Source organism: Streptomyces coelicoflavus (genome assembly GCF_045041415.1).
Classification (GTDB): Bacteria; Actinomycetota; Actinomycetes; order Streptomycetales; family Streptomycetaceae; genus Streptomyces; species Streptomyces coelicoflavus.
Map to the genome: position 1 here is coordinate 4,335,242 of NZ_CP108218.1, position 23,450 is coordinate 4,358,691.

At 72.8% G+C, this 23,450-nt stretch carries 19 protein-coding genes and 3 tRNA genes; 12 read left to right on the forward strand and 10 right to left on the reverse strand.

What is annotated here, in order from left to right; all coding sequences use genetic code 11:
- Window positions 1-18: 18 nt before the first annotated feature.
- Entirely contained in the window at window positions 19-846 is an 828-nt protein-coding gene (locus OHA99_RS19130) for a glycerophosphodiester phosphodiesterase (protein ID WP_153178974.1), read from the reverse strand.
- Between the two features lie 262 nt (window positions 847-1,108).
- Between OHA99_RS19130 and OHA99_RS19135 the strand changes: the two genes are divergently transcribed.
- The gene (locus tag OHA99_RS19135) at window positions 1,109-2,674 is read left to right on the forward strand and encodes a S1C family serine protease (protein ID WP_405696889.1); all 1,566 of its coding nucleotides are present in this window, start codon (window positions 1,109-1,111) and stop codon (window positions 2,672-2,674) included.
- Between the two features lie 125 nt (window positions 2,675-2,799).
- On the opposite strand, the gene OHA99_RS19140 is transcribed toward OHA99_RS19135, so the two are convergent.
- The gene (locus OHA99_RS19140; RefSeq protein ID WP_381500476.1) at window positions 2,800-3,693 is read right to left on the reverse strand and encodes an NADP-dependent oxidoreductase; all 894 of its coding nucleotides are present in this window, start codon (window positions 3,691-3,693) and stop codon (window positions 2,800-2,802) included.
- A 70-nt stretch (window positions 3,694-3,763) separates the two neighbouring features.
- Here OHA99_RS19140 and OHA99_RS19145 point away from each other — a divergent pair, with 70 nt between their 5' ends.
- The 3 genes from OHA99_RS19145 to OHA99_RS19155 all read left to right on the forward strand — a co-directional run bounded on the left by OHA99_RS19145 (window position 3,764) and on the right by OHA99_RS19155 (window position 6,224).
- Entirely contained in the window at window positions 3,764-4,354 is a 591-nt protein-coding gene (locus tag OHA99_RS19145; protein ID WP_153178976.1) for a TetR/AcrR family transcriptional regulator, read from the forward strand.
- A 63-nt stretch (window positions 4,355-4,417) separates the two neighbouring features.
- A tRNA-Ser gene (locus tag OHA99_RS19150) sits at window positions 4,418-4,502 on the forward strand.
- 192 nt (window positions 4,503-4,694) lie between these two features.
- Window positions 4,695-6,224, forward strand: coding sequence for a hypothetical protein (locus tag OHA99_RS19155; RefSeq protein WP_405696893.1), 1,530 nt, complete (start codon window positions 4,695-4,697; stop codon window positions 6,222-6,224).
- Between the two features lie 132 nt (window positions 6,225-6,356).
- On the opposite strand, the gene OHA99_RS19160 is transcribed toward OHA99_RS19155, so the two are convergent.
- On the reverse strand, window positions 6,357-7,019 hold the full coding sequence (locus OHA99_RS19160) for a hypothetical protein (protein ID WP_153178978.1): 663 nt from the start codon (window positions 7,017-7,019) through the stop codon (window positions 6,357-6,359).
- A 435-nt stretch (window positions 7,020-7,454) separates the two neighbouring features.
- Here OHA99_RS19160 and OHA99_RS19165 point away from each other — a divergent pair, with 435 nt between their 5' ends.
- Entirely contained in the window at window positions 7,455-8,273 is an 819-nt protein-coding gene (locus OHA99_RS19165; protein ID WP_228126168.1) for a DUF4232 domain-containing protein, read from the forward strand.
- On the opposite strand, the gene OHA99_RS19170 is transcribed toward OHA99_RS19165, so the two are convergent.
- Together OHA99_RS19170 and OHA99_RS19175 are read right to left on the reverse strand one after the other, a co-directional pair.
- On the reverse strand, window positions 8,240-8,722 hold the full coding sequence (locus OHA99_RS19170) for a hypothetical protein (RefSeq protein ID WP_381501294.1): 483 nt from the start codon (window positions 8,720-8,722) through the stop codon (window positions 8,240-8,242). The genes OHA99_RS19165 and OHA99_RS19170 overlap by 34 nt on opposite strands.
- A 123-nt stretch (window positions 8,723-8,845) precedes the next feature.
- Entirely contained in the window at window positions 8,846-9,733 is an 888-nt protein-coding gene (locus OHA99_RS19175) for a bifunctional DNA primase/polymerase (protein ID WP_366472897.1), read from the reverse strand.
- A gap of 361 nt (window positions 9,734-10,094) precedes the next feature.
- Between OHA99_RS19175 and OHA99_RS19180 the strand changes: the two genes are divergently transcribed.
- From OHA99_RS19180 to OHA99_RS19190, 3 genes are all read left to right on the forward strand, one after another.
- Window positions 10,095-10,421, forward strand: a complete 327-nt coding sequence (locus OHA99_RS19180; protein WP_007451409.1) for a hypothetical protein — start codon at window positions 10,095-10,097, stop codon at window positions 10,419-10,421.
- A gap of 307 nt (window positions 10,422-10,728) precedes the next feature.
- Window positions 10,729-11,355 carry a SigE family RNA polymerase sigma factor gene (locus OHA99_RS19185; protein ID WP_164384073.1) on the forward strand — a complete coding sequence of 209 codons (627 nt, stop codon included), beginning with the start codon at window positions 10,729-10,731 and terminating at the stop codon, window positions 11,353-11,355.
- Window positions 11,356-11,480: 125 nt separating this feature from the next.
- Complete coding sequence (locus tag OHA99_RS19190; protein ID WP_153178982.1) at window positions 11,481-13,157, forward strand: long-chain fatty acid--CoA ligase; 1,677 nt, start codon at window positions 11,481-11,483, stop codon at window positions 13,155-13,157.
- A gap of 75 nt (window positions 13,158-13,232) precedes the next feature.
- Here OHA99_RS19190 and OHA99_RS19195 read toward each other — a convergent pair whose 3' ends face one another.
- Window positions 13,233-14,471, reverse strand: a complete 1,239-nt coding sequence (locus OHA99_RS19195; RefSeq protein WP_153178983.1) for an MFS transporter — start codon at window positions 14,469-14,471, stop codon at window positions 13,233-13,235.
- Between the two features lie 135 nt (window positions 14,472-14,606).
- Here OHA99_RS19195 and OHA99_RS19200 point away from each other — a divergent pair, with 135 nt between their 5' ends.
- A complete protein-coding gene (locus OHA99_RS19200; RefSeq protein WP_153178984.1) occupies window positions 14,607-15,185 on the forward strand; it encodes a TetR family transcriptional regulator in 579 nt (192 codons plus the stop codon).
- Window positions 15,186-15,201: 16 nt separating this feature from the next.
- Here the strand turns inward: OHA99_RS19200 and OHA99_RS19205 are convergent, their stop codons facing one another.
- Together OHA99_RS19205 and OHA99_RS19210 are read right to left on the reverse strand one after the other, a co-directional pair.
- The gene (locus OHA99_RS19205) at window positions 15,202-19,560 is read right to left on the reverse strand and encodes a PAS domain-containing protein (protein WP_405696900.1); all 4,359 of its coding nucleotides are present in this window, start codon (window positions 19,558-19,560) and stop codon (window positions 15,202-15,204) included.
- A gap of 186 nt (window positions 19,561-19,746) precedes the next feature.
- On the reverse strand, window positions 19,747-20,208 hold the full coding sequence (locus OHA99_RS19210; protein ID WP_345962940.1) for an SSI family serine proteinase inhibitor: 462 nt from the start codon (window positions 20,206-20,208) through the stop codon (window positions 19,747-19,749).
- 211 nt (window positions 20,209-20,419) lie between these two features.
- On the opposite strand from OHA99_RS19210, the gene OHA99_RS19215 reads away from it, so the two are divergent.
- Window positions 20,420-20,510: transfer RNA gene (locus OHA99_RS19215), tRNA-Ser, on the forward strand.
- Between the two features lie 192 nt (window positions 20,511-20,702).
- Window positions 20,703-20,775, forward strand: a tRNA-Arg gene (locus OHA99_RS19220).
- Between the two features lie 75 nt (window positions 20,776-20,850).
- Here the strand turns inward: OHA99_RS19220 and OHA99_RS19225 are convergent.
- Complete coding sequence (locus OHA99_RS19225; RefSeq protein ID WP_405696904.1) at window positions 20,851-21,273, reverse strand: DUF6010 family protein; 423 nt, start codon at window positions 21,271-21,273, stop codon at window positions 20,851-20,853.
- 227 nt (window positions 21,274-21,500) lie between these two features.
- Here OHA99_RS19225 and OHA99_RS19230 point away from each other — a divergent pair, with 227 nt between their 5' ends.
- A complete protein-coding gene (locus OHA99_RS19230; protein WP_153178988.1) occupies window positions 21,501-22,988 on the forward strand; it encodes a penicillin-binding protein 2 in 1,488 nt (495 codons plus the stop codon).
- Between the two features lie 34 nt (window positions 22,989-23,022).
- On the opposite strand, the gene OHA99_RS19235 is transcribed toward OHA99_RS19230, so the two are convergent.
- A complete protein-coding gene (locus OHA99_RS19235) occupies window positions 23,023-23,382 on the reverse strand; it encodes a helix-turn-helix domain-containing protein (protein WP_153178989.1) in 360 nt (119 codons plus the stop codon).
- Window positions 23,383-23,450: the final 68 nt, after the last annotated feature.

A 23,450-nucleotide genomic window follows, 5' to 3' on the forward strand; every position in this document is an offset into this window, starting at 1 on the left:
TCAAGAGCCGTGGACGAATCAGCGGCCGAGGTGGTCCAGGACCGCGCGTGGCCGGTTGGTGATGATGGCGTCGACGCCCAGGTCGGCGCAGAGATCCACGTCGGCGGTCTCGTTCACGGTCCACACGTGCACCTGGTGACCGGTCCGCTTCAGGCGCTCGATGTACGCGGGATGATTGCGCACGATCCGGATCGAGGGGCCCGCGATCCGGACACCGGCGGGCAGCCGCCCGTCGCGCAGCCGGGGAGAGACGAACTGCATCAGGTAGACCGTCGGCAGTGTCGGCGACGCGGCCCGCACCCGGTGCAGCGACCGGGCCGAGAAGCTCATCACCCGGACCGGGGACTCCTCGGCCGAGGCCGGGGCGTCGAGCCCGAACCGCTTCAGGAGCAGCAGCAGCCGCTCCTCCACCTGCCCCGCCCAGCGGGTGGGGTGCTTGGTCTCGATGGCCAGTTCCACGCGCCGTCCCGCGTCGGCGACCAGCTGGAGCAGCCGTTCCAGGGTGAGTACGGAGGTCTCCTCCCGGTCCTCGGGCCGGTGCTCCCAGTCGGGCTGTTCGTCGCGCGTGCGCCAGAACTCCCGGGTCCGGCGGGCACCGAAATCCAGGGCGGCGAGGTCGGCGAGCTCCAGCGCGGACACCGCGCCGCGGCCGTTCGACGTACGGTTGACGCGCCAGTCGTGGACGCAGACGAGGTGGCCGTCGGCGGTCAGGCGGACATCGCACTCGAGGGCGTCCGCCCCGTCCTCGATCGCCTTCCGGTACGCGGCCAGGGTGTGTTCCGGGGCCTCCTCGGAGGCGCCGCGGTGGGCGACGACCTGAATCCGGTGCTGTCGTGCGTGGGTCACCGCGTCATGGTGCCACCGCGGGCGGGTAGACGTGCCATCGGCGGAATCGACAAGGTGTCCGTTTAGTCTTGGATAACCGATGTAAAGGTCGGTCAGGGACCCACAGCAACCGTTTATGGTGCCCTGACGGCCCGTGGGAAAAGCTGATGGCATACAAAATCACCGGCCCGTCCGTGTCGCGCCGGACCGTGGAGCAGCGCGTGAGCGTGGCTGAGCGTGACCGGGATGGGCGACAACCAGCCGTGGAACGAGGAGAGAAGCTGTGAGCACCGAGAACGAGGGCACCGCGGTACCCCCGGCCCCGTCCGCACCTCCCGTGCCGGTGGATGCTCCCGCTGCCTCCGCCCAGCCTCCCGCGCCGCACGCCCCCGACCAGGCCCCCGCGTCCCCTCCCGAGGCCCCGGCGGCTCCCCCCGCCCAGGCTCAGGCCCCGGTGACCCCGGACCAGCAGGCGTCCCAGGGGCACCCCGCCCCCCAAGTGCACCCGGCTCCCCAGGGCGGTGACGTACCCCGGGGATCCACGGCTCCCGACGCCGCCTGGCCCCCGCCCCCGCCGCCCGGCACTCCGGCCCACACCCCGACGTACGGCGCAGGCGGCGACAGCGGCTACGGGGGCGGCTTCGACAGCGGCTACGGGGGCGGCTTCGACAGCGGCTCCGGCGGTGGAGCGGGCTGGGGAGCGTCGTACCAGCAGCCGGCCCCGAAGCCGGGCCGCGGACGGGGCGGTCTCGTCGCCGGCGCCCTGATCGCCGCGCTGGTCGCGGGCGGCCTGGGCGGCGGTCTCGGCTACACCCTGGCCAAGAACAACGACGGGAACGGCTCCACCACGGTCTCCGCCCCGGACACCGGCGGCTCCGTCCAGCGTGCCGCGGGCACCGTCGCGGGGGTGGCCTCCAAGGCGCTGCCCAGCACCGTCACCATCCAGGCCGAGGGAAGCAACGGCGAGGGCGGCACCGGCACCGGGTTCGTCTTCGACAAGGAAGGCCACATCGTCACCAACAACCACGTGGTGGCGGAGGCGGTCGACGGCGGCAAGCTCAGCGCGACCTTCCCCAACGGCAAGAAGTACGAGGCCGAGGTGGTCGGGCACGCCCAGGGCTACGACGTCGCGGTCATCAAACTCGAGAACGCCCCCTCGGACCTGAAGCCCCTCCCCCTCGGCGACTCCGACAAGGTCGTCGTGGGCGACTCGACGATCGCCATCGGCGCCCCGTTCGGCCTGTCCAACACGGTGACCACCGGCATCATCAGCGCCAAGAACCGCCCCGTGGCCTCCAGCGACGGCAGCGCCGACAGCAAGGCGTCGTACATGAGCGCCCTGCAGACCGACGCGTCGATCAACCCCGGCAACTCCGGCGGCCCGCTGCTGGACGCGCAGGGCAACGTCATCGGGATCAACTCCGCGATCCAGTCGACCAGCAACGGCGGCTTCGGCACCGGCCAGGCCGGCTCCATCGGCCTGGGCTTCGCGATCCCCATCAACCAGGCCGAGTTCGTCGCCCAGCAGCTGATCAAGAACGGCAAGCCGGTGTACGCGAAGATCGGCGCCTCCGTCTCCCTGGAGGAGACGACGAACGGCGCCAAGCTCACCGAGCAGGGCGTGGGCGGCTCCGACCCGGTCGAGAAGGGCGGCCCCGCCGACGACGCGGGCCTCAAGCCCGGCGACGTCATCACCAAGCTCGACGACCGGGTGATCGACAGCGGTCCGACCCTGATCGGCGAGATCTGGACCCACAAGCCGGGCGACGAGGTCACGGTCACCTACGAGCGCGGCGGCAAGCAGCACACCACCGAGGTCACCCTGGGCTCGAAGATCGGCGACGACTGACCCCTCGTCCCGCCCCCCCCGCACGACCCACCCCCTTCGCCACCGGGACCGCCCCGGTGGCGAAGTGCGTCGTACAGGCAAGAGCGTGGTGAAGCGATTCGATCCACTCGATCCACTCGATCCACTCAGACGACGAGGACCCGGCGTCCGCGCGTGTGACCGGCCTGGCTGTCGGCGTGCGCCGCCGCGGCATCGGCGAGTGAGTACGACTTCTCCACCGGGATGTGGAGCCTGCCCCTCGAGATCAGGTCGACCGCGGTGGCGAGCGCCGCCGGCACGCTTCCGGCCACGCCGGAGAACCGCACGCCGAACTCGGGCGCGCCGAGATCGGCGATGGTGACGACCCTCTCCGGGCTCCCGGTCAGCTCGACGAGCTCGCGGATCACACCCGAACCGGCCAGATCGAGAGCCGCGTCGACCCGGCCGAGCCCCCGCACCCGCTCGACCCAGCCCTCGCCGTACGTCGTGGCGAGGGCGCCGAGTCCGCGCAGGTACTCCTGGTTTGCGGCACCGGCCGTGCCGATCACGCCGATGCCACGGTCGCGGGCGATCTGGAGCACCGCCGACCCGACTCCCCCCGACGCCCCGCTGACCAGGAGCATCTGCCCGGGCCGCACACCGACCTCGCGGACGACGCGCAGCGCGGTCTCCACCACGGAGGGGTAACCGGCTGCTTCTTCGAACGTCAGCCCCTCGGGCATCCGCGCCCAGGCCCCGAGCACGGCGAACTCGGCGTAGGTGCTGGAGCCCTCTCCGAACACCCGGTCGCCGACCTCGACCCCCGCGACACCCTCCCCGACCTCGTCCACGGTCCCGGCGGCGTCGAGTCCGACCCCCGAGGGCAACTCGGTCGGATGGGCCCCCAGGACCTGCCCCTCCCTGACCCTCCAGTCGACGGGGTTCACACCCGCCGCCCGCACGGCGACGCGTATCCGGCCGGGCCCCGCATGGGGCTCCTCGGCGTCAATGAGTTGCAGAACGTCGGGACCGCCGAACTCGGCGAAGCTCACTTTCTTCATACGGCCGACCGTAACACTAACGGATAGTTTTCCATAACAGTTATTGTTTCGTACCTGCTAGCCTGCGGGCATGACCGTGCAGCAGTCGGGCCGTCGTGAGCGCAAGAAGGCCGCGACCCGCCAGAAGATCGCCGACACCGCGCTGCGGCTCTTCCTGGAACGCGGATACGACGCGGTGGGCATCCGTGACGTGGCCGCCGAGGCCGACGTGGCCGTCACCACGCTCTTCTCCCACTTCGCCTCGAAAGAGGCCCTGGTGTTCGAGCAGGACGAGGACTTCGAGCGCCGCCTCACACAGGCGGTCACCGACCGCGCGCCGCAGGAGCCGCTCGTCCCGGCGCTGCGCCGCGAGATCCTGGCCCTGGTGCGGCACTGCACCGCGGACAGCGCCGCCCCGATCTGGCACATGATCGACGCGTCACCCGCCCTGCGGAAGTACGACGACTCGATCCGCCTGCGCCACGCGGACGCCCTGGCGCAGGCCATCGCCGCCGACCCCGCCCTCACCCGGAGCGAGACCGCCGCCCGCACCATCGCCCGGTTCGTGATCGACGCGTACTCGCTGGCCCGCGAGGCCCCCGATCCGGAGGCCGCCCTGGACGAGATCTTCCCGATGATCGACGCCGCCTGGGAGGCCGCCGGCGCCCCCCGCCACACGTGAGCCCCGCGCGGCGAACGGTGCCGGTAGGCTGTACCCGCTCCGTCCCGGGCGGGATGGCGCACGGGTGGGTTGCCCGAGCGGCCTAAGGGAACGGTCTTGAAAACCGTCGTGGCGCAAGTCACCGTGGGTTCAAATCCCACACCCACCGCAGGTGTTGACGGCCCCTGACCAGGCGTTACGGTCGGGGGCCGTCGTCGTGCGCGCTACCTGCCGGACACCGGCGTTCCCCGCGACTTCCCGGCCGACCGGGCACGGAAGGGTCACGCCGGGGGCACTGCGTAAGCACTGGCACCTGGGCACCAATGGCCCGGTTCAGGAGGCGAGGTGGCAGGATGACGCGGTGCCCGACTCTCTGCACGAACCGTGGCTGCGCGGCATCGCCTTCAATCCGGCGGCACCCTCGGACGTCCTGATACGCCTGGTGGATTCAGCGGCAGGTGAGGCCGGCCCGCTGATGTGCGGGGGTCGTGACCTGCCCGACGCCGTCATCGACGCGGCCCTGAACCACCCGGACAGAGTGATCCGCCGCGCGCTCGCGCTGAACCAGCACATCGACCCGGAACGACTCGCCCCCTTGGCGACGGACCCGTCGGGGATCGTCCGCGGGTGGCTCGCCGGCGGCACCCCTGCCCATCTCCGCCCGCGATGGGTCCGGCCACTGCCCGACGACATCCTCGTCGGCCTCCTGACCGCCCGGGACGGGGGCGAAGACGGCACGCTCACCGCGAACGAGATCGTCGATGAGCTCATGTCCTCCCAGCAGATCCCACTGTCCTTCCACCGCTCCATGGCCGGGCACGAGCACCCCCGGCTCCGTGAAGGCGCCACCTGGGAGTGGCAGTCGCTCACCGCCGCGCAGCGGGAGGCCCTGCTCGACGACCCCGACCCCGCGGTACGGAAGGCGGCGCAGGAGCGCAGCTGGGTGCTGGATCCGGAACGGGTGGAGGCCAAGCTGCCGTCCTACGGCTCCCGCGGCAGGCCTTTCGTGCTCGGCAGGTGTGCCCTGTCGCCCACGCTCGTCGAGCAGTGCTTCGCGGAAGGCACGGTGCGCCCCCTGACCTGGAATCCCCGCACACCGGCCGACGCCGTCGCCCGGCTCGCCCGCCACCCCGACGCGAGAATCCGCGAGTTGGTCGCCGCCCGGCCCGACCTGGCACCGGGCCTGGTGGCGGAGTTGGGAGAAGACCCGGACGAGGACGTGCGGATGCGCGCACGCCTCCACCCCTTCCCCCGAACCTGGGCCGAGTACTGGGCGATCGACAGGGTCATCGGGCACGGCCCGGACTGCCTCTGCCCGATCACCGAGCCGACCGGCGAGCCGTCGCCCGACTGGTTCGCCGCCTGCGCGGCGTCCGAGGAACCGGTGCTCCGCCGGGTTGCGGCGTGCTTCCCCGGCCTGCCCGTGGAACTCGCCGCGACACTCGCACAGGACGACGACGAGGAGGTACGGATCCTGCTGGCCTGCCACCACCCCCTGGCTCCGCCCCACCTCCTCCTGGACGTCTTCGTCACCCGCCCGGCGCACCGTCCGCACCTGCTGACCCTGCCCGCGTTCCCCCGCACCGGCCGGGCCCACCTCATCAGTCACCCGGATGCCGACGTACGGGCCCTGGCGGCAGCCGATCCCATTCTGTCCGAACCCCCGGTGGAGGACCCCGACGAGTCGGTACGCCGGGCGGCCGCCGCCAACCCGAGCTTGACGCCGGAAGCCCTGGAGGCCCTCCTCGCTGACTCGCGCACCGCAGAGGGAGCCGCGGCCAACCCGTCTCTCCCCGTCCCGCGCATGCACGCACTCCTCGACCGCTGTCTGAAACCCGGCACTACGCCGGCCGGTCGCCGGTCGCGACGACCAGGTGGCCGAAGCGGCTGACACGTGGCTCGGAGAGCAAGAAGGGGATGGGCCGGACAAGGGGCACAAGCCGCCGTGTGGCCCTGCGACTTGCTGGCGCTCCTGGCCGAACATGATCAGGGGCGCCGCGCCGTACGGCATCCGAATGTCGCTCTACTGCTCGGCGGTGCGGTCCTCACCGCCGATCTCGTACATCCGCCCCTGAAGCTGTTCACCGGCCCAGTCCAGCTCGACGCCCAGGTCAAACCAGTGCCGGTCCTTGCGGACTCCGGGCGGCAAGAGGTTGACCGCAACCCAGGAGAACACTCCCAGCAGGACGGAACGCCCGTGCTGCGCCGTACGAACGGACAACGCGAATGGTGCGGCGAGTGCCGCCCGGGTAACCAATATGACCTGCTCGTCCTCGGAAGGCCGGCGCCCGGCCGTCAGAAAACGGGGCCTTTCAAGGATCTTGACCCACTCGACCACCGCGTCAGTCACCTGGGCCCGCAAGGACTCTTCGATGCCCTTCCGGACGGCGGCCGCTGGGTCATCACCCAGCCAGCCAAGCCAGTGATCTGGCTCGGTGAGCTTGCTGAAGTCGTCTTGCGGCGCCCCATGGCGGGGATTCTCCTCGTACTCCCCCGTCAGTTTTCCGCTGCCGTCCACCAACCAGGCGCCGCGGATTGCCTCCGGAGGTACGTAGCCGTTCGGGTCGTCGATATACCTTGGGTCGATCTCGGCGACGCTGCCACCGGGGTGTTCGGCAGCCGCAGCGAGTAGCGCCGGTTCGTTCGGTATGCCCTTACGTTGGCTGCGCCAGCCAAAACGTCCCACGTCCCCACCCCTGTCAGCGGCCGTCCAGTTGTCCGCGATTCTGCCTCACCGGTCAGGACAGGCTGAGGGGTGTTTGCGACGGTGACAGGGGTTCTCTCACCACCGGGGCGTCGTCGGTTCGGCTGTGACAGGGCTGTGACCGGAGGTGTGGCTTCCGCCATGGTCGGGGTGGGGTGGGGCTGGTGGGGTGGGGCGATGCGAATCCCCCTGCTCCGCACGTCGTTTGCGGTTTCCGGTGCTCTTGTGGGCAGTCTTCTGCTGGGTGCCTGTGGGGCCCGGACCGCCGGCTCGGAAGCGGGAGGCGGCGGGGAGTCGAAGGGGCCGTGCGAGGGCGTTGCCGCTGTCGGAGGTAGTCCCGTCGCCGGAGGCAGTCCCACAGCCGGCGACGGTGCCGCTGCCGGTGGCGAGCGGGACGGGGTTCGGATGGTCGGGCTGGTGGAGAGGGGGACGGCGGACGGTCTGCCGGGGGGCGGGGTGTCGGCCACGGATCCGTGTGTCGTCGCGTACGAGGTGACCAACCAGGAGGCCGAGCCCTTCACGTACACCATCAGGTTCTCCCTGCTGGACGACCGGGGCAGGGCGATGTCCAACACCGAGGAGACGGTGGCGTCCGTCGGGGCGGGGAAGACGGTGCGGCGGACGCTCGAACCCGGTGGGTACTCGGCCGACGGGATGCTCGACGCCGGGCGGGTGCGGATCCTCGGTGTGGATCGGGTGCCCTCCGACGAGGCGCCGGCGTCCGCGGGTTCCTGCCCGGCGTCCGGGCTGCGGCTGACCGCCGACCAGGGCGACGCGGCCATGGGGCTGCGGGTCGTGGGGCTCCACCTGGAGAACTGCGGGAGCCGGGCCTACGCACTGGAGGGGTATCCGGTGGTGCAGTTGATCGACGCGGAGCACCGGCCGGTGGACGGGGTGGAGATCCTGCGCGGTACCGACGGCATCCCCATGGCGGGCGGGGACGGCGGGCCGCCGCGGCCGGTGACGCTGCGACCCGGTGAGTCCGCCGTGTCGGGGCTGGCGTGGCGCAACACCACCGAGTTCGGGGAGGCGGTGAACGTGCCCTACGTCAGGGTCCGGGCCGAGGCCGGGTCCGCGCCCGTGATGGTCGCCCCGCACCTCGACCTCGGCACCACCGGCGAGCTGGGGGTCCGGGCGTGGCAGAAGGACGAGACGGCGCCGGACGGGGGCACGGGGGAGAGCGGCAGCGGACGGCCGGGGGCTCAGGGTCCGTACGGCAGGCCTTCCAGCTCGTAGTCCTGTGCCAAGGACGTCCAGTCGACCTCCCGCAGGGCGGGGTCCGTGTCGTACGGGTCCGGGACTCGGGTCGTCGACTGGAACCAGATCACGGTCAGGCCGGAGCGGTGGGCGACCGGGTCGTGGGCAGCGGTCAGGGGCGTGGAGGAGAAACGGCCGACGCAGGCCACGCGCGGGAGTGTCTCGACGGGGCCGAAGGCGCCCGCGTACTGGTCCGGGTACTCGCGCGGCGGCGGGATCAGGTGCACCGGCACGGTGGGGGACAACCCGGCGGCGGTGCGCAGGAGTGCCCGGATGCACAGGTCGTTCACGGGGCGGCACGGGTAGCCCGCCGGCATGTCGCCGTAGGTCGGGTTCAGGCGCAGTTCGGTCAGTTCGACGCTGCGGCCGCAGGACAGGACGATCCGGGTCAGCGACAGGGTCGGCACTCTGGGGGGACGGTCGTGCATCGGGGTCTTTCGGTTGCGTGCCGGGTGGGACGGGCGGGACGGGCGGGACAGGCGGGACAGGCGGGACAGGCGGGACAGGCGCCCAGGAAGCCGGGGAGGGCGGAGTGGTGGGGTGCGGGTCCGTCAGGGGTGTCCGCGGTGTCCGCCCGTCATGCGGGCCGCCGACGCGATCGTCGCGCGGGCCTCGCGTTCGGTCAGACCGGTGGCCCGCGCCGCGTCCAGCAAGGGGGCGAGGAGGGCCGCGCCGACGCCGTTCTCGTAGGCGCGGCAGGCCGCCCAGAAGAGGCGGGTGTTGCGCTGGCCCTCGTGGGCGGCCAGGACGAACTGGACGAGGCCGCGCCCGTCGCCCGCCGATGCGCCGCCGGCCCGCCGCACGGGGGCCGGGAGCAGCAGCCGCAGCAGCGCCGGCGGGCAGGGGGCCGGGGGCAGGTGGGACGTGCCGGGGGCGACGGTGTAGGCGCCGTGGCGGGTGCGGGAGCCGGGGCCGACCAGGTAGCCGCCGGCGCCCCGGACGTCGATGCCGGGGGCGAGGCGGCCGGCCGAGTTGGGGACGACGTGGTCGGGCGGGCCGGTGAGCCAGAGGTGGCGGCCTCCACTGGGAGTCAGGACGACGACCGTGGGCGGGATCGTGAACAGGTGGCGCAGGGCCAGTTCGCGCAGGGCGGTCGAGGAGTCCGGCTCCGCGTCGCCGGGCCTCGTGTCGAGGTCGATGCCGATCAGGTGGTGCGGGGGCAGGCCGCAGGCGATGCCGTAGCCCGTGGCCCAGGGGGCGGCGGCGAACAGGGCGCGGATGCGGGCCGGGTCGGTCGAGGCGTCGTGGACACCGTGGCCGAAGCGGCCGCACTCGCCGTGGCAGGCGGCGAAGGGCCCGGGGGTCGGGGCGTGGCGGTGCGGGGAGCGCAGCGCCGGGAGCTTCGTCCGGGCCAGCGGGATGACGGCCAGTCCGCGTTCCGCGGCTGACAGGGCGTGTGCGAGGGCCAGCGTCGTGGCCTGCCGGTCGGTGGTGGCCATGGGTCTATGTTCGTACGTATGTTCGAGAAAGGGAAGGGCGGGGGTGCGACACGCCGGGGAGGGTGTGGCCGGGGAAAAAAGTGGCGGAACGCTTCACCTCTTGTGGCGCTTGGGGCGGAGCTGTCCGTGCTGTCCCGTGGTGGTGCGGAAGGGAAGCAAAGGGGTTTATCGACTTGTCCTCACGCTTGAGGGCGAATCAGTGCTTCCGGGGTGGTTCGCCGGGGATTCGGTGGGCAACTCTGATCACGCGACGTCGTGCACAGCGTCGAGGCGGTCGGCCAACTGCCTTGGCACAAGTCCTGGTTACGTACTTCTCGCGTTGTCGGCTGAAGCCGGTGCGCACTTGTTCTGGAGGAACAACATGGCAAGCATCCGTACCGCCCGTGTCGTCGCCGCCGTCGCCGCCCTCCCGCTCGCCGTCGCTCTTCTCGGCGGGGTGGCGACGGCGGACAACGGCGCCTTCGCGGACGACGGATCGAGCGCGACCGCCGCCAGTGCCAACGCCGGCATCCTCGGCAGCGGCGTCGGCGACGACAACAACGGCAACTCGTCCACCACGCAGCAGCAGGCGGTCGGCTCGGGGGCCTCGAACCAGAGCAACACCGCGCAGGTCGACGGCTCCGCGTTCACGGCGATCAATCAGGGCAACGAGAACGTGGCCGTCAGCTTCTCCCCGCTGTGGTGGTGAGCTGAGGGGCCGGAGCGGGTGCGCTGCCGCGCCGGCCCCCGGTTCCTTGTGCGGGTGTGCTTCATGGGGTCGCAGTGCGTCCGGGCGACGGTACTCCGGTACCGTCGCCCGGGCGTTTTCGTGTCCTGCGGCAAGGGCACCCACGTGTCCTGCGGCCAGGGCACCCAGGGGTGAACCCGCAGGGGCCCTCCTCCCCCACTCCACCTACAGGAGGTGGGGCCACCACCACCCCTACAACCTGAGGGGGACTCTGCTTCGGGACCTGCGGGCGATCCGCGGGGTGCCCCCTCGCTCATAGCGTTGAGCCATGACCGCACCTGTCTGCACCAGCGCTTCGAACGCCGCCACCGCCACGGCGCCGGCCCCGGCGCGGGCCCCGGGCCAAGGCCCGTCCGTGGCCCTGGCCACGGCCACGGCACGGACGCAGACCTTCCCGTACCCGTCGTTCTCCTCGTACGTGAAGGCCCGCCAGCCGGTCCTGCTGCGTACCGCCCGGTCGCTCACCGCGAATCCGAGCGACGCGGAGGACCTGCTGCAGACCGCGCTCACCAAGACGTACGTGGCCTGGGAGCGCATCGAGGACCATCGTGCCCTGGACGGCTATGTGCGCCGGGCGCTGCTGAACACCCGGACCTCGCAGTGGCGCAAGCGCAAGGTCGACGAGTTCGCCTGCGACGAGCTGCCCGAGCCGGAGCCCGTGTCCGGCGGCGACGACCCGGCGGAGCGGCAGGCCCTGCACGACGCGATGTGGCGGGCGATCATGAAGCTGCCCGCGCGGCAGCGTGCGATGGTCGTCCTCAGGTACTACGAGGATCTCAGCGAGGCCCGGACGGCCGAAGTGCTGGGCGTCTCCGTGGGCACCGTGAAGTCGGCGGTCTCCCGTGCCCTCGGCAAGCTCCGCGAGGACCCTGAACTGGGGTTTGTCCGGTCGTGAACCGGTATGTGAACCCCCGGTCGGATCACGTATTCGAACGCGCCCGCTGATCGATCACCCGGGAGTAGTGACATACCGCGCGGTATGTGCGCAGAATCAGCGCAACCCTTACCGCCGCGTAGGCAATGTCGCCCCGGGAGGACACCGTGCTGAGCACGATGCAGGACGTACCGCTGCTGATTTCGAGGATCCTGGCCCACGGGTCGGCCATCCACGGCAGCTCGCAGGTGACCACCTGGACCGGTGAGGACGAGCCGCATCGCCGCTCCTTCGCCGAGGTCGGCGAACGCGCCGCCCAGCTGGCTCACGCGCTGCGCGAGGATCTCGCCGTCGACGGCGACGAACGCGTGGCGACCCTCATGTGGAACAACGCCGAGCACGTCGAGGCCTACTTCGCGATCCCCTCCATGGGCGCGGTCCTCCACACCCTCAATCTCCGCCTCCCGCCCGAGCAGCTGGCCTGGATCGTGAACCACGCCGCCGACCGGGTCGTCATCGCCAACGGCTCGCTGCTGCCGCTGCTCGCCCCGCTGCTGCCGCACCTGAAGACCGTCGAGCACGTGGTCGTCACCGGGCCCGGCGACCGCTCCCTGCTGGACGGGGCCGCCGTCCAGGTGCACGAGTACGAGGACCTGATCGCCGGGAAGCCGACCGTCTACGACTGGCCGGAGCTGGACGAGCGGGCCGCGGCCGCCATGTGCTACACCTCCGGCACCACCGGCGACCCGAAGGGCGTGGTCTACAGCCACCGCTCCATCTACCTGCACTCCATGCAGGTCAACATGGCCCAGTCGATGGGCCTGACCGACCAGGACACCACGCTGGTCGTGGTCCCGCAGTTCCACGTCAACGCCTGGGGACTGCCGCACGCCACCTTCATGACCGGCGTCAACATGCTGATGCCGGACCGCTTCCTGCAGCCCGCGCCCCTCGCCGCGATGATCGAGGGCGAGCGGCCGACGCACGCCGCCGCCGTCCCCACCATCTGGCAGGGCCTGCTCGCCGAGCTGACGGCCCGTCCCCGCGACGTCTCCTCCCTCACCCAGGTCACCATCGGCGGCTCGGCCTGTCCGCCCTCCCTGATGGAGGCGTTCGACGCGCTCGGCATGCGGGTCTGCCACGCCTGGGGCATGACGGAGACCTCGCCGCTCGGCACCATCGCCCGGCCGCCGGCCCACGTGGCCGGGACGCCGGAGGAGTTCGCCTACCGCCTCACCCAGGGCCGTTTCCCGGCCGGCGTCGAGGCCCGGCTCACCGGTCCCGGCGGCGAGCGCCTGCCCTGGGACGGCGAGTCCGCCGGTGAGCTGGAGGTGCGCGGCAACTGGATCGCGGGTGCCTACTACAACGGCCCCGGCGCCGAGCCGCTGCGTCCCGACGACAAGTTCAGCGAGGACGGCTGGCTGAAGACGGGCGACGTCGGCACGATCTCCCCGGACGGATTCCTCACGCTCACCGACCGGGCCAAGGACGTCATCAAGTCCGGCGGCGAGTGGATCTCCTCCGTCGAGCTGGAGAACGCGCTGATGGCCCACCCGGACGTCGCCGAGGCCGCCGTCGTCGCCGTACCGGACGACAAGTGGGGCGAGCGCCCGCTGGCCACCGTCGTCCTCAGGGAGGGCGCGAGCACCGACTTCGCCGCCCTGCGCACCTTCCTCGCCGAGGACGGCAAGATCGCCAAGTGGCAGCTGCCGGAACGTTGGACGGTCATCGAGACGGTGCCGAAGACGAGCGTCGGCAAGTTCGACAAGAAGGTGCTGCGCAGGCAGTACGCCGACGGCGGCCTGGACGTCACCCGGCTCTGACCGGCAGGTGCGCGACGGTGGCGACGGTGCCGGGCGGCCGACCTCACGGCCTTCCGCCCGGCATCCCTCCCGCCCTCACCGCCCCGGGCGTACGGCCGTGGCCGTCCACCCCAGCACCAGCCACGCCCCCGCCACCGCGCACACGCCGCCCCAGCCCCAGTGGCCGAACGCGGGCCCCGCGAGGGCCGAGGCCAGGGCGCCGCCCGCGAAGCCGGCGACGACGTAGGCCGTGTTGGCGGTGGCCGGGGCGGAGGTGGTGGTCAGGGCGAGGGTCTGGTTGGCGACGTGGGACGCGACCAGGGCGGCGTGCACCAGCACGGCCGCCGCACACAGCGCCGCCATCGCCTGACCGCCCAGCCAGAACAGCGGCACCGAGAGCGCGGCCAGCACGTACGCGGACCGTACGACCTTGGCGGCGCCGAACCGGTCGACCAGACCCCCGGCGAGCGGCGCGACGACACTCGCCGCCAGCCCGAACAGGCCGAACAGTCCGGCCGCGGCGGTGGTCATGCCGTACCCCCCGTCCTCCGTGAGCAGCAGGGCGAGCGAGGTCCACAGGGCGCTCCAGGCGCCGTACATCCCCGCCTGCCGCACGCAGGCACGCCACAGGTCGGGCGAGCGGCGCACCACGCCCGGTATCGCGACGAGCCCCGCGAACAGCGGTCCGCGTCGCTGCCGCCGCTCGACGGGCAGGATGTACGCGGTCGCCAGACCCAGGACGGCGGTCAGCACGGCGGCGCCCACGAACACCGCCCGCCAGCCGAAGGCCTGCCCGGCGAGGCCGCCGAGCACCCGGGCCGCGACGACGCCGGTGAACAGGCCCGCGATGACCGCCGCGACGTGCCGGGCCCGGCGGTCGGCCGGGGCGCGCTCGGCGACCAGCGGGACGAGCAGCTGCGGTACGACGGTCGCGGCCGAGGCGACCAGGACGGCGCCCGCGAGCGCGCCGGTCCCGGCCGACGCGGCGGCGGCGAGCAGGGCCGCCGTGGCGACCAGCGAGAGGACGGCGACCAGGCGGCGCCGGTTGACACTGTCCCCGAGTGGGGCGAAGAAGAGCAGGCCGGCCGCGTAGCCCAGCTGTGCGACCGAGGCGAGCCAGGCGACCGCCGACGGGGTGGAGCCCATGTCGTGGGCGATGAGGGGGAGCAGCGGCGCCGCGAGGTAGATGTTGGCGGCCGTCACGGCGGTGCACAGGGCGATCAGGGGGAGGAAGAGGCGGGCGGCGGCGCCGGACGGCCCCTTCCCGGAGGGCTCCCTCCCGACGGCCGGTGTGGACGTGGGGGCGGGAGTGGTGGAGGACGGCGATGACGGCATGAGCGGGGCGACTCCTTCGAGCGCGCACTAACAACTAACTGGTTGGTTGGAACTAACCCGGGGAGTCTCGCCCGCATTCCCGAAGCGTGTCAACCAAATAGTTGGTCAGCTCGCCCGCCCGGCTACCCTGGCCCCATGGCAGCAAGGGACCCCGAGGCCACCAAGGCCCGGATCTTCGAGGCGGCGGTGGCGGAGTTCGCCCGCCACGGCATCGCCGGCGCGCGCATCGACCGCATCGCGGCCGAGGCCAAGGCCAACAAGCAGCTGATCTACGCCTACTACGGCAACAAGGGCGAGCTGTTCGCGTCGGTCCTCGAGAAGAAGATGCTCGACCTCGCGATCTCCGTCCCCGTCGACCCGGACGACGTCGAGGGCTGGATCGACCGTCTGCTGGACTACCACGCCGCCCACCCCGAGCTGCTGCGCCTCCTCTTCTGGGAGGGCATGGAGTACGGCACCGCCGAGCTGCCCCACGAGGCCGAACGCCAGGCCCACTACGCCCGCAAGGTCGCCGCCGTGCGGGACGCCCAGGAGCGTGGCGTGGTCACCACCGCGATCCCGGCGCCCGACCTTCTGTTCCTGCTGGTCGCGATGGCCAACTGGGCGGTCGTCGTGCCCCAGATGAAGCGCATCCTCGTCGGCGGCGGGGACGACGACGCCGACCGCCTGCGCGACTCGATCAAGAAGGCGGCCCGCCGCGTCGTCGAGGGGTGACCCGGCGGGAAGGGCGTCAGTTGGTCCCGATCCGCGAGAGCAGCTCGACGATCCGGGCCTGCACCTCACCGCTGGTGGAACGCTCCGCCAGGAACAGCACCGTCTCGCCGGAGGCGAGGCGCGGCAGGTCGTCCTGGTCGACGGCGGCGGTGTAGACGACCAGCGGGGTCCGGTTGAGCTGCCCGTTGGCGCGCAGCCAGTCGACGATCCCGGCGGACCCCTCCTGACGCCGCTGCACCCGCATCAGGTCCATCACGACCAGGTTCGGCCGGAACTGCCCCGCCAGCGTCACCGCGTCGGCGTCGCTCGCCGCCCGCGCCACCTGCATCCCGCGCCGCTCCAGCGTCGCGGTCAGCGCCAGCGCGATCTCCGCGTGCTCCTCGATCAGCAGCACGCGCGGCGGGTGCTGCTCGCTGTCCCGCGGGGCGAGCGCCTTCAGCAGCACGGCCGGATCGGCACCGTAGGCCGCGTCCCGCGAGGCCTGTCCGAGCCCCGCCGTGACCAGCACCGGCACCTCGGCCGCCACCGCCGCCTGCCGCAGCGACTGGAGCGCCGTACGCGTGATCGGCCCGGTCAGCGGGTCCACGAACAGCGCGGCCGGGAACGCCGCGATCTGTGCGTCCACCTCCTCGCGCGAGTTCACGATCACCGGCCGGTAGCCGCGGTCGCTGAGCGCCTGCTGCGTGGAGACGTCCGGCGCGGGCCACACCAGCAGCCGGCGCGGGTTGTCCAGCGGCTCCGGCGGCAGTTCGTCGTCCATCGGCTGCGGACGCGGCGGATCGGCCACCTCGACGGCCCCGCCGGGGCCGTCCAGCGGCTCGGGCCCCTCGGCCGCGTCCCGGTCCGGCGCCCCTATGGCGTACGACCGTCCGGCGCCCTCGGTGACCGGCGCCGGCCGTCCCTGACCGCCGGCCAGGGACGGCTGCTCCTGGGGCTGCGGCTGGGACGGGGGCGGGGACTGCTTCTTCGGCTGGGCACCCGACGGCTGCTCGGCGGACGGGTGCGGCCGGGCCGACTGCGCCGCCCCGGTGGCGGCCGGGTCGGGCGGCGTGCCCAGCTTGCGGCGCCGGCCGCCACCGCCCGGCTGGTGCGGGGCGGGTGTGGCCGACGGCTGTTGCACCTGGAGCGCCTGCCGGTTGAACGGCACGCCCTGGCCCAGGGTGCGCACGCTGATCGCGCGTCCCTGCGTCGAGTTCGGGTCGACGGGCGTGGCCGCCTCGGCGGGCAACGGCTGCGCCGCGCGCGGGGCGGGCGGGTTCTCGGGCGGCAGCGGGGTGCCCCGGCTCGGCGTGGTGGCGGGGACGCCCTGAGGGGCCGCGGGGGCGGCGGGGGGTGCCGGGGTCGCGGGTCCGGCGGCCGCGCCGGGCGGTACGGGGAGGCCGGCGCCCTGGGTGTCCCCGGCCGCGGGCCACGGCTGCGGCGCGGGGGCCGGCCGGGCCGGGGCAGCGGGCGGTGCGGTGTCCGGCCCCGCGATGTCGGCGCCGGTGTCGGCCGGCTGGGGCACCTGTGCCTCGGCGGGGGCGGGCAGGGGAGCTCCGTGCACCGGCGTCGGCGCCCCTTGCACCGGCACGCCTCGCGCGGGGGAGTTCTGCGCCTGGACCGGCGCCGGTCCTTCGGCCGGCCGTGCGGCCCCGGCCCGGCGGCGGCGTCCCGTGGGCGCCTCGGCGGGGTGCGGCTGCGGCGGCGTGTGATCGTCGTCCTGGCCGTGCGGTACGGCGTCGTGACGGCCGTCGTCGGGCAGGGCGTCACCCGGAACGGCGGGCCCGGGCACCGGAACCCGGCCGGCCTGCCCCTGTCCCGGTACCTGCCCCTGCGCCTGTCCGGGCGCGTGCGCCTGTCCCGGTACGTGCGCCTGCGTCCGAGTCCGGGACCGCGTCCCCGCCTCCAACTCCGTCTCCGTCTCCGCCGTCCCCTCGGACGGACGGTCCGCGTCGGCGGGCGGCAGGGCGAACACCTGGCGCGGGGCGGCCTCCTGCGCCGCGGCGCGCTCGTTCGCGGAGGCGAGGGCACGCCGTCGGCGTCCCGTCGGCCGGTCCGCGTCCGCCGTGTCCGCCGTGTTCGCCGGGTCCGGCTCACCGGCCTGTGCGGGCAGGGCCGGGGGCAGCGCGTGCTGCTCACCGCCGTCCTGCCCGCCCCGTCGCCCGCTGGGCACGGGCACGCCCTGCGGCGGTACGGTCCCGCCGAGCCCGGTGTTGGACGCCGCGGACCCGCCGCCGTGCTCGCCGGCCATGACGACGGCGCCCTCGGACACCCCGGCCGGAGCTCCCTGCGGCGCTCCGGCGGCCTCGGCACCCGGGCCCTCCGCGGGCCGCCCGCGCCGGCGCCCCGTACCACCGGCTCCCGCTCCCTCACCGGGCACCGCCTGCGCGGGCACGGGAAGCGGAGCCGATGCGCCGGCCGTCTGCCCCTGGGCCTGGACCTGTCCCTGAGCCGGGGCGGCCTGGGGTTCGGCCTCCTGGGCCGCGCGCCGCCTGCGCCGTCCGGTCGGTGCGGTGTTCTCCGCCTCGGGCCCCGCCTCGCCCTGCGCCCCCGCGACCTCGCTCTCCAGGAACGCGTCGACGGAAGCCCGGCGCGCCCGCCGCCGCCCGCCTCCGGGAGCCGGCTCCCGGACGGCCACGGCGTTCCCGGCGCCCGCGGCACCGGCCGCGTCGGCCCGGGCGTCGGGCACGACAGGAGCCACCGCCGCGGCCTCGGTGCCCGCGACGGCACCGGCCCCGCCCCCGATCGGCACCTCCAGCACGTACGCGCTGCCGCTCATGCCCGGCACCTCGTGGGTCTGGAGCACGCCGCCGTGCGCCCGCACGATCCCGCGCACGATCGGCTCGTGCACCGGGTCCCCGCCGGCGTACGGCCCGCGCACCTCGATGCGCACGACCTCACCGCGCTGCGCCGCCGCCACCACGACGGTGTTGTCCAGGTACCCGCCCGTCGCCGACACCGGCGAGTTGCCGGTCGCGTCGACGCCCGCGACGTCCGCGACGAGATGGGCGAGCGCGGTGGCCAGCAGCCGGGCGTCGACCTCCGCCTCGATCGGCGGCGCGTGCACGGCGAACTGGACCCGCCCCGGCCCGATCAGCTCCACGGCCCCGTCGACACCCGCGGCGACGACGGCGTCGAGCATCACCTTCGTACGGGCGACCCGCTCGTTGCCGATGTCGAGGCGCTGGTAGCCGAGGACGTTGTCGATGAGGGTGGTGATGCGGGAGTAGCCCGCCGACAGGTGGTGCAGCACCTGGTTGGCCTCGGGCCACAACTGCCCGGCGTCGTCCGACGCCAGCGCGGCCAGCTCCCGGCGCAGCTCGTCCAGCGGCCCGCGCAGCGAGTCGCCGAGGAGGGTGAGCAGCTGCTCGTGCCGCCCGGCGATCGCCTCGTACCGGTCCTTCTCCCGCTCGCCGAGGGCGGCGTAGCGGTCGGCGTCCGCGGCGATCTCCTCCGCGTGCTGCTCCTTGAGCTCCTCCAGCTCGGCGACGTGCCGCTGCCGCAGCTCGGTCAGCTCGGAGGCGTGCTCCTCGGCCAGCCGCTCCAGTTCCTCGGCGTGCCGCTGCTCGGCCTCCTCGTGCTCCTTGACGAGGGCGTCGTAGGGGCGCCGGTCGGTGAAGGTCATCACGGCGCCGACGAGCTGGTCGCCGTCGCGCACGGGCGCGGTCGTCAGGTCGACCGGCAGCTGGTCCCCGCTCTTGGCGAACACCACCTGCCCGCGCACCCGGTGCTTGCGCCCGGAGCGCAGGGTGTCGGCGAGCGGCGACTCGTCGTACGGGAAGGGCGAGCCGTCGGCGCGCGAGTGCAGGACGAGGGTGTGCAGCTCGCGGCCGCCGAGTTCACCGGCGCGGTAGCCCAGGATCTGGGCGGCGGCCGGGTTGACGAGGACGATCCGCCCGTCGGTGTCGGTGCCGACGACGCCCTCGGACGCGGCCCGCAGGATCATCTCGGTCTGCCGTTGCGAACGGGCCAGCTCGGCCTCGGTGTCGACGGTGCCGGAGAGGTCGCGGACGACGAGCATCAGCAGCTCGTCGCCGGTGTAGCCGTAGGTGTCGTAGGCCTGCTGGCCGGTCTCCAGGTTGGCGCTGGTGACCTCGACCGGGAACTCGGTGCCGTCGGTGCGCCGCGCGACCATCCGGGTCGGCTTGGTGCGCGCCCTGGGGTCGATGTGGTCCGGCCGCCGCATGGAACCGGGGATGAGCCGGGAGTCGAACTGCGGCAGCAGATCCAGCAGCCCCCGCCCGACCAGCGCGGTGCCCGGCGTCTCGAACGCCTCCAGCGCGATGGTGTTCGCGTTGACCACGGTGCCGTTCGCGTTGACCAGGACCAACGCGTCAGGCAGCGCGTCCAGTATGGCTGCGAGGCGAGCAGCGCCTCGGGATGGCCTGCTGCTCACGAGACGCTTCCCTCCTGTTACCGCACTTGCCGACCGCCCGGTCCATCTTGCCAATCGGCCCGCGGCGTGTCACCCGAGGGAGTCTAAGGGTTGGGGCCCGGCGGGCGGGGTGGGACGAGACGGAGGTCGCACGAGCAAGTGACGTAGAACGTGTGACCGATGCCCGTCGGCCGCCCTCCGCCGCCGCTAGGACCGGGCCGGGCCCCCGAGGTCGGGCAGCAGCGGCACCATGCGGTCCCAGCGGGAGATCTCGCAGCCGTCGCGGCGGTCGTACGTCGCGTCGACGGGGCGGCCGGACCAGACGCCGGTGACGTGCGCGGTGGCCGGGCCGCCGTACTGCATGGTGCAGACGCTGCCCTCGGGCACCGGCGCGAAGGTGTCCCGGCCCCACCGGGTGTCGCCCTCGACGACGGCGCAGGCGCCCTCGGGGTCGGGGTGGTCGCCGGCGGTGGGGTGGCAGGACAGCTCGTACGTGCCGTCCATGCCGGGGCCGGCGTCGCGGACGGTGACCGTCAGGTGGTCGCCGTCCGGAGTGCCGGGGCCGGCGGCCGCGGCCGGGTGCGCGGCGCAGACGGAGGCGAGGGCGGCGGCGGACAGGGCGGCGGCGCCGAGGAGGCGGGCGGCGGGGGTGCGGGAGAGCTGGAACATGACCTGACCAACGCGCCGGACGCCGGGACGTTGCGCGTCCGGACGTGGGGTGGGCCGAGCGGACGCACACCGTCCGGGCGGCCGGGCCGTAAGGCTTTGCCCTGTGGCCTGCCCGCCTAGTACCGTAGGGGCCGATTGGTGACAGCGCGCTCAACTGTGTCATCATCGGCACGCGCCACTCGCGCTCGCACGCGAAGTGGTGATGTTGTCTGGAGGCGTCGCCTAGTCCGGTCTATGGCGCCGCACTGCTAATGCGGTTTGGGGCTTACACCCCATCGAGGGTTCAAATCCCTCCGCCTCCGCACGATCACCGAAGCCCCGGCCCGACGGCCGGGGCTTCTGTGTTGCCGGGTCGGCCTCGAATGGGCGTTTGTGCAGGTCGCAAGGGGTGCGGCCAATGGATTTCACATGGCGGCGGCAGTCATGTAATGTTCTTCCTGTCGCCGCGAGCGGGCCGGAAGGGCCGGGAGCGGCGGTAAAACTGAAAAACACAAGCACTCGTAGCTTAACGGATAGAGCATCTGACTACGGATCAGAAGGTTGCAGGTTCGAATCCTGCCGAGTGCACAGTGAGTCGAAAGCCCCGTGGATCTCTCCGCGGGGCTTTCGCCGTGCCTGGGTCTGTCGTGTCTGTGCCTGTGTCTATGCCTTTGCCCTGGGGGCGAGGGCCGGGACGAGTTCCCGCAGGGGCCGGCCGCCGTTCAGGCACCACAGGGCGATGACCGGGTCGCAGATCGCGCAGCCCAGGGACGAGTCGTGGGCGAAGGGGAGGATCGGGTTGCCCTTCAGGTGGTGCGCGACGTCCCAGGCGGTGTGCAGCAGCCAGCCGATGCCGATGTACGTCCAGGACGTGAGGCCCCGGTAGGCGACGTACAGCATGAGCGCGCCGAACGGGAGCTCCCAGGCGCCGAAACCGCCGCCCGAGAAGTAGACGCCCCCGGCGCCGGCGATCCCGAGGGCGTTCAGGGGGCGGCGGTGCCGTGCGGGGACGAGGGACATCAGCAGGACGACGAGGAGGCCGATGGCGATCGGCATGACGTAGGGGAGGAGATCGGCGGGGTTCATGTCGGGCACGCTATGCAGGGCCCGGGGCGTGCCCCAGTGGCGTGAGTGACAGGTTCCGACGGATTGTCGCCGACGGGCGTTCCGGTGCCGCCGGTCCGGGGCCGGACGGCACGGCGACGACGGCGGACCGGCGTGAGTACCGCACTGAACTGTGTCTAGGGTGTGCCCATGTTGAGAGGACCCGTCTTCATATCCGCCGACCGGCCGAGCCCCGACGGAGGCCGACGGTGAACAAGCCGCTGAGGGCCGTGGCGATCTTCTGCGGGCTGCTGGTGCTCGGCCTGCTGATCCGCGCGAACTGGCTTCAGTACGTCCGGGCCCCCGAGCTGGCCTCCGACACCAAGAACCGGCGGGTGCAGATCGAGCAGTTCGCCACCCCGCGCGGCGACATCGTCGTCGGCGGCCGGGCGATCACCGGCTCCAAGGAGACCGAGAGCACCGACCTCAAGTACAAGCGCACCTACGTCGACGGGCCGATGTACGCGCCGGTGACCGGCTACGCGTCGCAGGCCCAGGGCATGACGCTGCTGGAGAAGACCTACGACTCCATCCTCACCGGGAAGGACGACCGGCTGGCCTTCCAGCGTTTCGCCGACGTGGTCAGCGGTGAGGGCCGGCGGCCCGGTTCGGTGGTCACCACCATCGACCCGAAGGCGCAGAAGGCGGCGTGGGACGGGCTGACCGACCTCAAGGGCGCACGGGGCGCCGTGGTCGCCCTCGACCCGCAGACGGGCAAGGTGCTGGCGATGGTCTCGGCGCCCTCCTACGACCCGGCGGCGTTCGCGGGCAACACCTTCAAGGAGTCGGACCGCTTCGTCGCGCTGGACAAGAAGAAGAACAAGCCGCTGGCCAACCGCGCGCTGCGGGAGACCTACCCGCCGGGCTCCACCTTCAAGATCCTCACCGCGGCCGCCGCGCTGGAACACGGCGTCGTCACCGACGTCGACGCCCGCACGGACGCCGTCTCGCCGTACCCGCTGCCGCAGTCCACCAACAAGATCGGCAGCGAGGCCGGCGACGCGGTCTGCAACAAGGCCTCGATGAAGACCGCCATGCAGTACTCCTGCAACAACGTCTTCCTCGACGCCGCCACCAAGCTGGGCCAGGACAAGCTGCGTGAGACGGCCGAGAAGTTCGGCTTCAACGAGGACGTCTACTCCGACGACTTCGGCGACCTGCTCGCCACCAAGAGCCTCTACCCCGAGAACCTCGACAAGCCCGGCACCGCCCTCACCGGCATGGGTCAGGGCAGCCTGACCAGTACGCCGATGCAGATGGCCATGGTCACCGCCGGGATCGCCAACGACGGCAAGGTGATGCAGCCCTACGTCGTCGACGAGGTCAAGGGACCGGACCTGGACACCCTGGAGAAGACCGAGCCCGCGGTGATGAGCGAGGCGGTCTCCGCCGAGACCGCGCAGAAGGTCCAGGAGATGATGGAGTTCACCGCCAAGGAGGGCAGCGCCCGGCGCGCCCAGATCGACGGCATCACGGTCGGCGGCAAGACCGGTACCGCACAGCGCGGTGTCGACGTCAACGAGAAGGTGCCGTACGGCTGGTTCGTGTCCTACGGCAAGAACGACGACGGGTCCTCCGTCGCGGTGGCCGTGTTCATCGACCCGACCGACATGGACATCTCCCGCCAGGACATCTCCGGTGGCGGGCTCGGCGCGCCCATCGCCAAGCGCGTCATGGAGGCCGTGCTGAAGCGCTGACGCCGGCGCGGGTGGCGCGGCGGGTGACGGCGGGTCAGGGCCTCGTCGCGTCGTAGGTTTCGCGGGCCCGCTCGACCGCCGCCAGCCGCCGTTCCGTCCAGCGCGCGAGGTCCCGGACCTGTTCGGCGGCCTCGCGGCCGAGGTCGGTGAGGGAGTAGTCCACGCGGGGCGGGATCACGGGCCGGGCGTCCCGGTGCACCAGGCCGTCGCGCTCCAGGGTCCGCAGGGTCTGGGCCAGCATCTTCTCGCTGACCCGGCCGATCTCCCGGCGCAGTTCGCTGAAGCGGTGGGGGCGGTCCAGCAGGGCGATCAGGGTCAGGGTGCCCCAGCGGCTGGTGACGTGCTCCATGACCAGGCGCTCGGGGCACATCGCTTCACGTTCTGCCATGGCCATACGGTACGACCGGGCGGGCGCTCACCACGGGTGAGTGCCCGCCCGGTCGTCGTGGGTCCGGGGCACCG